Annotated in this window: 9 protein-coding genes; 5 read left to right on the top strand and 4 right to left on the bottom strand. The window is 61.9% G+C overall.

Features of this window, described 5'->3' with window-relative positions:
- Positions 1-23: 23 nt before the first annotated feature.
- The gene (locus AC5YDV_RS13995) at positions 24-992 is read right to left on the bottom strand and encodes an IS481 family transposase (RefSeq protein WP_496181913.1); all 969 of its coding nucleotides are present in this window, start codon (positions 990-992) and stop codon (positions 24-26) included.
- Between the two features lie 1,455 nt (positions 993-2,447).
- Here AC5YDV_RS13995 and AC5YDV_RS13990 point away from each other — a divergent pair.
- On the top strand, positions 2,448-5,342 hold the full coding sequence (locus AC5YDV_RS13990; protein WP_496192510.1) for a DUF2254 family protein: 2,895 nt from the start codon (positions 2,448-2,450) through the stop codon (positions 5,340-5,342).
- A gap of 225 nt (positions 5,343-5,567) precedes the next feature.
- On the top strand, positions 5,568-6,071 hold the full coding sequence (locus tag AC5YDV_RS13985) for a very short patch repair endonuclease (RefSeq protein ID WP_496183944.1): 504 nt from the start codon (positions 5,568-5,570) through the stop codon (positions 6,069-6,071).
- Position 6,072: 1 nt separating this feature from the next.
- On the opposite strand, the gene AC5YDV_RS13980 is transcribed toward AC5YDV_RS13985, so the two are convergent.
- Entirely contained in the window at positions 6,073-7,059 is a 987-nt protein-coding gene (locus tag AC5YDV_RS13980; protein WP_496183943.1) for a DNA cytosine methyltransferase, read from the bottom strand.
- A 72-nt stretch (positions 7,060-7,131) separates the two neighbouring features.
- Positions 7,132-8,037, bottom strand: coding sequence for a NotI family restriction endonuclease (locus AC5YDV_RS13975; RefSeq protein WP_496183942.1), 906 nt, complete (start codon positions 8,035-8,037; stop codon positions 7,132-7,134).
- A 154-nt stretch (positions 8,038-8,191) separates the two neighbouring features.
- Between AC5YDV_RS13975 and AC5YDV_RS13970 the strand changes: the two genes are divergently transcribed.
- Entirely contained in the window at positions 8,192-8,512 is a 321-nt protein-coding gene (locus AC5YDV_RS13970; protein WP_496183941.1) for a GntR family transcriptional regulator, read from the top strand.
- Between the two features lie 510 nt (positions 8,513-9,022).
- On the opposite strand, the gene AC5YDV_RS13965 is transcribed toward AC5YDV_RS13970, so the two are convergent.
- Complete coding sequence (locus AC5YDV_RS13965; RefSeq protein WP_496183940.1) at positions 9,023-9,583, bottom strand: helix-turn-helix transcriptional regulator; 561 nt, start codon at positions 9,581-9,583, stop codon at positions 9,023-9,025.
- A 178-nt stretch (positions 9,584-9,761) separates the two neighbouring features.
- Here AC5YDV_RS13965 and AC5YDV_RS13960 point away from each other — a divergent pair, with 178 nt between their 5' ends.
- The gene (locus tag AC5YDV_RS13960) at positions 9,762-10,145 is read left to right on the top strand and encodes a hypothetical protein (RefSeq protein ID WP_496183939.1); all 384 of its coding nucleotides are present in this window, start codon (positions 9,762-9,764) and stop codon (positions 10,143-10,145) included.
- Between the two features lie 2 nt (positions 10,146-10,147).
- Positions 10,148-10,918: a hypothetical protein gene (locus tag AC5YDV_RS13955; RefSeq protein ID WP_496183938.1), complete on the top strand. Its 771-nt coding sequence runs from the start codon at positions 10,148-10,150 to the stop codon at positions 10,916-10,918.
- The last annotated feature ends 24 nt before the right edge of the window (positions 10,919-10,942 follow it).

The following is a 10,942-nucleotide window of genomic DNA, read 5'->3' as shown; positions in this document are numbered from 1 at the left end:
CTAGGTGTACTGGGCCACGACGTTCATGACAGGCGGCTGGTCGGGGGTAGTCCTCCGAGTGCGCTGTGGCGTCTTTGAGTGTTGTAGGTCTCCAGCCAGGGGTCAAGGGCGTCGCGGCGGGCCTGGTTGCTGGTGAACACGTGGCGGTAGGCCCACTCGGTGGTCAGGGTGCGGTTGAAGCGTTCGACCTTGCCGTTCTGCCAGGGGCAGTGGGGTTTGATGAACTTCTGCTTCGCGCCAATGGTCTCGACCGCGTCGATGAACGCTCGACCATGTCGGTAGGCGAACGCGTTGTCGGTCATCACTCGCTCGATGCTGGTGATGCCGTGGGTGGCGAAGTAGGCCGCGGCTCGCAGCAGGAAGCCGGCGCAGGTGTCGACGCGTTCATCGTCGTGGATCTCGCTGTAGGCCAGGCGGGAGTGGTCATCGACCATCGAGTGGACGTAGTCGTAGCCGATCTTGGGCCGCTTGTTCTTGGCGACGATGGTGTCGGAGCGTCCGTGGGCCCGCCAGCCGCCACCGTCGGGGATCTTGCCCAGCTTCTTGACATCCACGTGCACCAGTTCGCCGGGACGTTCGCGTTCGTAGCGGACCGCGGTCTGCTTCGAGGTGCGGATCACCTGGCCGGTCATCGGGTCCAGGCAGGTCAGGGGCGGCATGCCCCGTCGGTGCAGGATCCGGGTCACGGTCCGCGGCGCGAGCCCGAGTTCGGCCGCGATCCAGTCAGGGCCGCGTCGGTGCTCCTGACGGGCGGCCACCACCAGGTCCTCCACCGTGGCTGGTGTCGCGGTCGGGCACGCGTGAGGACGGCTGGACCGGTCATGCAGACCGGCCTCGCCCTCGGCGTCCCAGCGTGCCAGCCAGCGGTGAGCACACTGACGTGAAATCCCCATCGCCTTCGCTGCATGGGCGACCGGCCAGTGCTGGTATCGGACCCGATCGACCAGCAGCTTGCGGCCATGAAAGTTGAGGCGGGCGTTACGGTGGGACACGAGGACCTCCGGGTGTGAGATGTGACCTTCGACAAGCCACACCCCACCCGGGGGTCCTCCCTCACGTCAATACCGACGCGCTGTCACCAACCTCTTGGCTCGGTACACCTAGGCGCGCCGCTTCCCGCTGGACAGGGAGGAATCATCCCCCGGTTACGGCGCCTCACGCGTGGAACAGGACGTACAGCCTCGTCGCCCTGTCGCAAAGCTTGCGCCACAGCTCTGGGACCAGGGCCGTTCGATTGGAGCGGGCGACGGGAATCGAACCCGCGTGTCCAGCTTGGGAAGATGGAAGACTCGCGCGGGCACACCGCTCGATCGCCTTGAATACTTGCCCCTTGTGCACCTGCCAAGGCCCCGTCCGGCCAACACGTTGGGCACGACTTCGCCATCTTGTTCGATTCGGCGGCAGGCGGCACTCCGCCACCGAAGGCCGGCCCATGTTGACTTGCCAGCCCTTTCACGGAGATCACTCGACGGGATGACATCGAGCCATCTGAAGGCTCCCTTGCACCCAGAGGCGGCGTCGAGACGCCCGGGTACGCCCTTGTGGGCGAGGTCAAGTCTGGAGATGTGGTCATCGACTACGACAGCACCTCAGAGCAGATTGTGGGTGTCCGCAGAGCGGCGGTCGAGCGTTGGACGGAGCCCATCTGGTGGGCTGCTGTAGGTTCTCACGCACGAAAGGCGGGAGCCGAACCTTGTGGCTCCCCGGGGTCTCGATTGGCCTGGGTGACTTTGAGCCCCTCATCTAACCCTTCCCCCTGTCGACCATCCGCTCTCGGCGCGCTGCGCTCCTCAGGCTGCGCGCCCCCTTAAGGCCTAGCACTCAGAAAAGCGGATGATTTCCCCTGGATCCCCTAACGAGACACTGTGCGTACGTTTCAGACCTACTTGGCTCCCCCGCGCAGCCCTTGACGTGTTGCCCGAGCTCCGCAATCTCGTGGAACGTCCAGGTAGAACCGACTGGCTTCCGGCGGAATCCGAGATCGCCCAAGTCGACGATGCCATTGAGGCCCCCGCGCGCCGACCAGGAGAACCCCGAAGACCGCGAGGACAGGGCTACACCATCGATCAGTCGGCGAAAGTCGCAGTTGAGGCCCGCTAGGAACGCGGCATTGCGGGAGCAGCCGGAAGACGCAGTGACAGGGAGTGCTCAGTCGCGGGCTGCGGAGGCGATCCTATGGGAAGGTTGGACGGTGATGCCCGACGATCTACCCACCAACCTCGACCTGGCCCAATCGCCCCTAGGGAGTATGCCCGAGTTGGTCTGGAATCTTGCAGGCCCGGGGAATTTAGGCCTGAAGGAACTTGCAGGAGGCGACGCGCCTGCGGTCCGTTCGCTTCAGGGCTTGGCACGTTGGAGCCGGCATGCCAACTGAAAATGCTTCAGCAACACCACCTTGGAAGCGAATATTCCACGCGGCACGTCATCTAGTCACCAGGAAGGGGAATATGGGCGATTTCCCCCGAAGCCTTCGAAACTACTTGGCTTTGCCCCATCCGCCGGGACGGGGTCGAGCGCGCACCTGGGCAATTCGCATCTGGCGCTCGCTCTCCCCCAGTGCCCGAACTGCCTTGACACCAGCCTTGATGCTCCTTTTCGCTATTGGTGGCCTTTTTATTCCCGGCTGGGCTTGGTTCACAGCCTTGGATGATCCACAAGTTGCCGCGGACTTCTTGGGACAGTTGTGGCAGGTGGTAGCCGCTACCACCGGACTTTCGCTAGCAGTGGTCTTTTTCGCCTTTCAAGGCCTGAGTGCAACGCGCTCGACCGCTGTCCGCGATTCAGGAGTTTGGCAGCTCTTTCAGCTGATCGTATACCTTGGCGTATCTGCCCTAATTGTGATCGGGCTCGTACTATTGAGGGTTGGCACTGACGCTCCTGCCAGATGGGCGGCATCTTGGGCTACCGGCTTCGCTTGTATTGCGATACTTAGCGTTGCAGTCATTTTTGCAGCCACGCTGAGAGCGGTGGACACGTCTCGACTACAACATCGAAGGCTGGAGCTCATCAGGCGCCAAGCCTTGGATCACGTTGGCGGTGACGCGCTTCGGCGCCTGGGGCTCCAGGCGTTGCAGGAGTTTGAGGAGAGGTGGGAGTTCAAGCTCCGCATTCTGAGCCGTCCGTCAGCTGCAGTTGAAGTGCTGGCCGGACATGCCGGGGAGGTAAGCGACGTAGACATTCGGCGGCTCGTCCGACTCGCGAGGACGACAGGGAGTGAGCCGGAACTCCTAGTGCTACTTGGCCAGCAGGTTTCGGCTGATACACCCGTCCTCGCCTACACACCCTCCCTGAATGAAGACGCGTCCCTCGCAAGACGCATCGTCCGCATCGGCTCTCCCCGCAACTCGGCAAGCGACCTGACCCTTCATGGACTGGCGCAGGAGCTTCATGACGAAGCCATTACTGCTATTAGGGATGCACGCCTGGGTCAGCTGACAGCAATTATTGATAGCCAAGCCGCTCTGATACTCGCCATTCCAGAAGCATGGGATCAAACCTATGGTCGCGACTATTCAGTCGAACTGACGAGCACGCTCTTTTTATTCGAACGAGGACCCGTGGAGCGCGTGACTCGCAATATCTATGAGCAGGCTCTCGCCGCGGTCTCGTGCGGAGTTCGGGAGATTGCACTTGCGGTGGCATACCAACCATTTGCGATTGCATCACGTGCCGTCAAGTTGGGCTCCGTCGGCTTAGTCATCGAAATGCTGCGGTTTACATCCAGCTTAATGACGATTGGGGAAGGAGCGACAGCATCCCTGGTGCAGTCACATACCGTCCTGAATTTTTCTCACTTCATGAACGGGACGATTGCCCCCAGGGTTCAGGACTCTCGCCTAGAAGACGACCGCCGAAAGCAAGCGGCTGAGATGCTTATGGGGGGCTTGGGCGTGGTCGCGGGGGGCTCGAAGACTGCGATCGATAGCAGAAGGTTCGATCAGTTTCATGATCTTGTCCGAGTGCTTGACCAGCTTCTGCAATCATGGCTGGAGCGGAATGCTGCCGAGTATCGCCCCTACACGCTCGATAAGGAACTTGCACTTCAAATTCACGAGGCACGCGGTCGTCTTCGGTTTGCCGTCGCGTGTTGGACCATTCGCCGCTTGATTGAACACCCATCCGATCAGACTCTCCATAAGATGTTCGAGGAGATCCGGGGACCTTATCGCGACGGCACACAGCTGACAGCACTAGCATCTGGCCTTGAACGTGCCGATGATCCGATATCCCACTGGATTGGATCGGACCTGCCTAGCGGGGAAGTCCATCTGATTGACTCCCTAACACCCGTTGTCGAGGCCGTGATCGTACTTCTCGCCTCCATTGCACAACTGGGAGACCTGAACATTCAGCCCAGCGAGTGGGTGGCACGGAACCTCGAATCTCTCATGAAGGCGCTTGAAAAGCTTTCCAAGGACCCTGCCGTGGCACGCATTGTTCTTGGTGACGAAGATCCGGAGGCGGTCCGAGCAAGGGTAGAGAAGGAATTGAACGAGGCGGCTCGTCGGCAAACTCGGATGGAGGATGAACGCCTGATGAGTGCAAAGGTGCCGGCAACTGCGGCGACGGCCGTCCGCCAAGCTGCCCTCCAAGCCTGGCACGAAGGAAGGTCCGTCCTCGCGACTTTGCTGTCGGCGGGCGGCTTGGTGGTGCATCCGAAGACACCACCCCCTCTGGTCAGGCTGAGATTCCCTCCACACCTGATCCACAAGTGGTGGCAATACGAGGAGGACCCAGCGGATTCATTCATTGCACAGCTTGGCAGCCGGCTGGGAGATGCCTTGGCCCAGGGCGAGAATCGGAGCCTTATCGAGCATATGAATCCTAATGGCAATCACCACGATGTCGAAGACTCAGATCATCACGAGAGCGCCAAAGAGCCTGGCGGCCTGGACAACTTGATCAAAGAAATGCGAGATTCGGGGTATGAGCCGCGATTGATATTGCACTCGCCGAGTTGGGTTGGACGAGATTCGATTGAAGTGGAATCCATAGACGAAGGGGTAACTCTTGACGCTCGAGCGAGAGGTGTCCGGGGGTTGCACCACGGATTGATCGTGGCAGGGTCCCCTTGGCTGGAAGACGACTGTGTCTTGGTCGTGGATCCGAAAAGGTGGGGCGAAGTTCACGATTGGGCGGAGGAGGGCTTCCATGTGGAGCTCCAAACTTTTGACACACAAGAGGCAGCCGTAGACTTTCTGCAAGACAATCCAGAAGTGTTACCTGGCAGGAGTCACGAAGAAAGGGTTCGCGAGCTGCGAAAGCATGTCTTGGTGAGTGCTTCCGTGCCAACAGCGATTGTGGTGAGGGATGCCGGTGCATCCCAGGAGCTCCCGACTTGAGAGTTGCAGAATTGGTCGAGTTCTCGAAGCCTCAGCGGGGCAGCACGGGCTGCGGGAGGACCGCACCGCAGCGCAGCGAGGAGCGGACCGGAGCGCAGCGCCGGCGCAGCCGGCGCCTTGATCCTGTAGAGGTAGATTCACCAGGAACAGTCCCTGGCAGGTTCCAATGTCCGAGGTACCGGCTCGGCGAGCCATGAGCCATCAGCCAAAGACGGAGGCTGCTCGATGTCCCCAGACCACTTGACCCCTGAGGCCCGCTCTCGCAACATGGCGGCGATCCGCTCCCGCGATACCGGTCCCGAGATGCGGCTTCGCCGGGGGCTAAGGGCTGCAGGTCTTGTCGGCTATCGCGTATCACTGAGGTCCCTCCCTGGACGGCCCGACATCGTCTTCACACGGTGGCGACTAGCGGTCTTCGTGGACGGAGGATTCTGGCATGGTCACCCCACACGCTTCGCAAGGGATCGAGCATCCGAATTCTGGCGCACGAAAATCTCACGCAATATGCAGAGGGACCAAGAGGTGAACGCCGCCCTACGCGACTTGGGGTGGTCTGTACTGCGGTATTGGGACGTCGATATTCAGAAGCACCTCGACGTCATTGTCGCGCAGATCTCGGATACTCTCGTTTCGCGGGGTCGAGGTGGTCATGTGGCTCGGGCCACTTCGACTCCCCGCGAACTCTTTTCCAAGCTTGAACCACGATACGTGGGACTCATCCCCCAGTAACCTAAGAGGCCACACGCAGTGAACCTTGCTCCTCCGCCTGATCCAGTAGTCGGCCAACGTGCAGCGCAATCTGAGTGGCAAGGGGGACCGGCACCGCGTTCCCCACCTGCCGCCCTTGAATCGTCTTCGGCCCGCAGAGGAACCAGTCATCTGGGAAGCCTTGAATCCGGGCAGCCTCGCGCACTGTCAGCTGTCGAGGGAGCGTCGGATGGATTGGGGGGTGGAATCCAGCCAAGTGGTCGCCCTTGGGGCCATACCCACCACCCGCCCGGATGGTAGCGCTCGGACGCGCTGGGTCCAGTCGAGCGCGATTGTAGTTGGGATCGTTCTCACCGGGGCCCAGCTTTGCCCATCTCTCTGCCACGTGGGCGGCGTGCCGATTGGGCGTGTGGTTGGATTCCGGGGAATAGCCAAGGTCAGCGAGATCTGCAATCGCGTCCCAGACAGTCGGTGGATTGTCAGGCGTTGTCGGATCCGGCAGTGACGCTTTGGCACCGCGCACCCCGACAACAATCAATCTCTTCCGGTTCTGTGGGGTGCCGTAGTCCGCGGCATTGAGCACCTGGTATGCGAAGTCGAAACCTTCATCCCCAAGCGCTTTCATTATCCCCGTGAGATGGTCACCGTTTCTTCTGTGTGTCAGAGCAGACACGTTCTCAAGAACCACAGCGGCCGGCTGCACTTCCTCGACTACGCGGAAATACTCCTTCCACAAGAAGTTCCGAGGATCGTTTGCGTCACCCTTACCTGCTGTGCTGAAGCCTTGACACGGAGGTCCGCCGACGACGACCGTTGCACCACGGTACGGCACGGCGTCGAAGTCTCTGATGTCCCCTGTAACCACGTTCCACGCGGGGCGGTTGTAGCGCAGGGTCTGGCATGCAACCGGATCGTTGTCCAAGCACACGGCGACGTCGAAGCCAGCGGCCTCGAACCCGAGGTCCAAGCCGCCTCCCCCGCTGAACAGTGAAACGACGGTACGAGTCACTCGGCCTCCCTCTCTCAAAGTGTTCGCCATAGTACGTGCCTCAGGCTTCAGGTGGCGTCTGCCACGCCCCGGTCAGGACAGGGCGGCCAGGATCGCGTCTCGGTAGCTGTCCGCAGGAGGCATGACGCCCTGCCCGGCGAACGCTGACGCAACCTGTCCCGTGTCTGTGGTGAAGACCTGCTCCAACCGGAGAGGCGCCGGGGACCCATCCGCTGCGTTCAACCAGTCCACATCGTAGTTCATGAACGTGATAGTGCTGCTCTTCATGGGGTAGGAAATGAGCGCGCTCTGTCCGCCTAGGCGCGCCATGATTCTGTTAAAGACAGGGGTGGGTGAGACGAAAAAGAGGCCGCGCTCACACTTGTCCTCGCGCTGCAAGACATGGCCCTTATAGAGCAGTTGAGGAATGATACGTTTTGCCACGTTCTCCCAATTGAATCCCGCAGTGTTGGCGACAATGACGCGCTTATTGTTGCGGAGCGACGCAATACCGTCACGGTAGTTTCCGGTCGTGTCGATCGACTGCACTTCGACAGCCACGAAATGCTCCAGGTCACCACTTGGGGAGATCTTCGCGAGAATCCAGTCAACGAAGTAGTTCCCGGTGCCCTTTCGTTGCGGCAGACGAAGTTCACCTCCGTAGCCTTTACCCCAAACCGCGATGGTGGGGGTGCCTGTAGATCGCGCCTGAACGTACGCTGAGCGTCCCGCGCTCAGGCCGAAGCCTGGCCCGAAAGCTCGGTCAGCGACATCTTGGAGGAAGCTATGTCCCTCGGCGTAAAGGCGATTCGGGCAGCAGATGACGGGAGTCCCGGTAACAGGCTTCAGGGTGCACACTCCCGACACAAGCCCTCCTCCAATCACCTTCGTGCACCTGCTGTCGAGAAAGGGGCAGTGTTCCCGCGCCGCCGCCTCCAGGGCTTCTTGGGAGTGATCCGCCGGGCGAAAACCGAAGTACTCAGAGATGATCGTGGCCACGAGGTCCATCTTGCCCCATCTCGCGCACCCTCCTCCCCAGCCACGCGAGCCCTCACGAGGGGACCAACTGGCGGAGGCCTCGGTCTGGAGCGAACCCACCTGACAGTCTCCCAAGCCCTATACAGTTCCTGAAGGGCTTGATAGAGTAGCTCCCATGCAGAGGGCACGTTACCGCGCGATCGCTGATTCGCTGCGAGCACGCATTAACGACGGGATCTATCCGGTCGGGACCAAGCTGCCCTCGATTGTGGAGTTGATGCAAGAATTCGACGTGAAGGCCTTGAATACCATCAGGGCCGCGCAGCTCGAACTCGTCAACGACGGGCTGCTGCGTCCGGAGCAAGGCGTTGGTGTCTGGGTTGTGGCCAGGGGCGAGAAGCGAGTGGGCTACTCCGTAATGATCAGAGACTTGCGCGAAGCACAAGGCGCGATTGCACGGGCGATCGCTCATCTTGAGGGGAACGGCAATGTCTGAGCTACTACACGGGCGCCCTCGGCTCGTAGAAGGCGCAGTTGAGGTGTGCCTCGACTCCGCCATCGAAAACATGTCGAGCGACCTGGCCCTACAAGCGCACGCCATCCTCGACACCACTTGGAATGGGTGGGTTCGGCCTATTGCCACGGCGAGCGCGATGAGGAGTTTCCTCTCAAGGTGGACGAGCAATGACCCGAATGGATCTTGGGGGGATGTCACAGTGGTGGGTGACGAGCTCGTGTACAGCAGTAATGAGAGCGACGACGAGGACCACTTCCCTCGCGTTGGTGCCACCGCTACGGGCGAGGCGCTTTACGATCTTACGGGATGGATGTGGGTCCGCATCTGAGGTGACTCAGGCGTAAAGGTCTCGTTGGCTGACGGTGAGGAGTGCTCCCGCATCGCCGACTGCGCTTACCTGATCCGGCCTGGGAGGTCGCGCCTGGGAATGGAGTACAGCGGCAACGCTCACTCACGGAGGCGTTGGTGGCCACCACGGCACCCTTGTAGTCACGGGGCGACCATTGCGCCGAGGAGCCTCACAAGATCGTCCTTTTCACGTGAGAGCGCCACATGGCCTGCAGCCGGGCGCTCCGGCTTAGGCACCCCGACCCAGCGCCCTGCCCATCCCGGTGACATGGGCTGGAGTACAGCGACGCCGATGGTGTGGCTGTCGACGAACCAGCCGAGCAGGCCTTCGTCGCGCTCTCGCTTGAAGGTCAACCGCCAGCGTGGGTCGAGGGACGCCTCGTCTTCGGGGTCGAGGGGTTGCGCCTGATAGTCGCTGCCAGCGTGGCTCACTTGGACTTGGGTGATGATCGGGTCTGCGTCCTGGATCTCTTTCCAGGCGATCCACCAAGTCCCGGTTATGCCTTCGAACGGCATGCCCCCGGCGAGTTCGTCCAGGCTGATCTCAAGCGCGTCGGCGATCGCCTTGGCCTGCGCGAAGGAGGGCTGAACCTCGCCGGCCTCGTAGCGGCGGATCTGTCGGGGCAGGGTGCCGGCCTTCTCCGCCAGATCGGCTTGGGACATGCGGAGCTCTTGGCGTCGTCGCCTGATGATCTCGCTCACGTCCACCCCCACAGTCTGGCAGCGCGTCTACGGGTGCGCGAACACGACTTTCCACAACTGTCTGAGTAGACCTTGCATAGGTCAGTCTAGGCACACTACGGTGTAGCCCTAGACAGACCGCCCAGAGGTCTGTCGAGCCCCCTAGGAGAGAATCATGTCAGTTCAGGGTCCGTTCAAGGTGGAGTTCAACGAGGTGTTCCCGCATGGGTGCGGGGTGGTCGGCGAGGTGTCGGCGATGGTCGATTTCGACTTGTCGACGCGAGAGAACCGGGTTCAGGCGAAGGAGAAAGACACCGGCGTCCTGGTGTGGACGGTGGATGTGATGGATTTCGATCCCGAGGCGCGGGAGCGGACGTTCAAGGTGAAGATCGCTGCGCCGGTGCAGCCGGTGCCGCCGGAGCAGGCGAACGGGATCCCGGTCCGCCCGGTCTACTTGGAGAACCTGACGGTCACCCCGTACCTGAAGGATGTCGGCAACGGCCGGCAGAAGATCGCCTACAGCCTGCGCGCCTCCGGCATGGCCGCACCGCGGAACCATCGCCTGCCGGCTGAGAAGGCCTGACCATGTCCACCGAGCAGCAGGCGTTCGTCCTAAGCGCCGAGGTGCACGAAGCCTGGGAGCATGAGGCCTCGGTCCGCGAGTCTTTGTGGTCGCAGGCGGTCATGGTGTTGACGCAGGCCGCGCGGTCGACGCGCACGTTGGCGGGTGGTCAGGTGGAGCCGGCCGACTTCGGCGGTTTCCTGGCTTCGGCGTTGGGGGCGGTGGCCGGGAACTTGGGTGATGTGGACCTGGTGACGGCCGGCAGGCCTGGGTCGTGGGAGTCGGACCTGGTGGATCAGCTGGTCCGGGGCACCGTCGGCTTCGGTCAGGAGCTGCTGTTGGCGCATCGGACCGAGCCGCTGGTGGTGCCGTTGAACGTGGCCCAGCTGGTGGAGGACACCGGCTGCCTGCCCTCGTTCTTCGACGCCGAAGCCGAACTGCCGTTCTCCCTTGCCTTGGATGAGAACACCCGGGACACCGAGTGGGAGCGGCTCCGGGGCCGCTACCTGTACGTCTACGAGGCCTACGCGGTGAGGTTCACCGAGGCTGTCGAGGCGCATGCGCTGACCCTGGAGGGTCTGGCTGTCCCGACCCAGGACGGGGGCGCGCCGACTCTGCGTGTGCCGGTCGAGGTGCGGGTCGAGTCGGAGCCCGACCGGTCCTGGGGTGCGCTGGTGAACCCGATCGAGTGGGAGGGCGATCCGATCGTGTGGCAGTTGTGGCACCACGCCGTCGACACCGTCGGCCTCCCGACCTTCGACACCGACGGTCCGGCTCCTCCTGAGGGGGCGTGAGGTCATGAGCGTGCGGTCGGCAGC

It is taken from the genome of Propioniciclava sp. LT432, from assembly GCF_059515965.1.
Note: the sequence above shows the minus strand (reverse complement) of the source record. Positions and strands in the feature narration are given on the sequence as shown.

What these genes read in the sequence shown, in the direction of transcription:
- AC5YDV_RS13990 (WP_496192510.1), top strand. Translation starts at nt 2,448, where the DNA reads ATGGGCGATTTCCCCCGAAGCCTTCGAAACTACTTGGCTTTGCCCCAT.
- AC5YDV_RS13985 (WP_496183944.1), top strand. Translation starts at nt 5,568, where the DNA reads ATGTCCCCAGACCACTTGACCCCTGAGGCCCGCTCTCGCAACATGGCG.
- AC5YDV_RS13970 (WP_496183941.1), top strand. Translation starts at nt 8,192, where the DNA reads ATGCAGAGGGCACGTTACCGCGCGATCGCTGATTCGCTGCGAGCACGC.
- AC5YDV_RS13955 (WP_496183938.1), top strand. Translation starts at nt 10,148, where the DNA reads ATGTCCACCGAGCAGCAGGCGTTCGTCCTAAGCGCCGAGGTGCACGAA.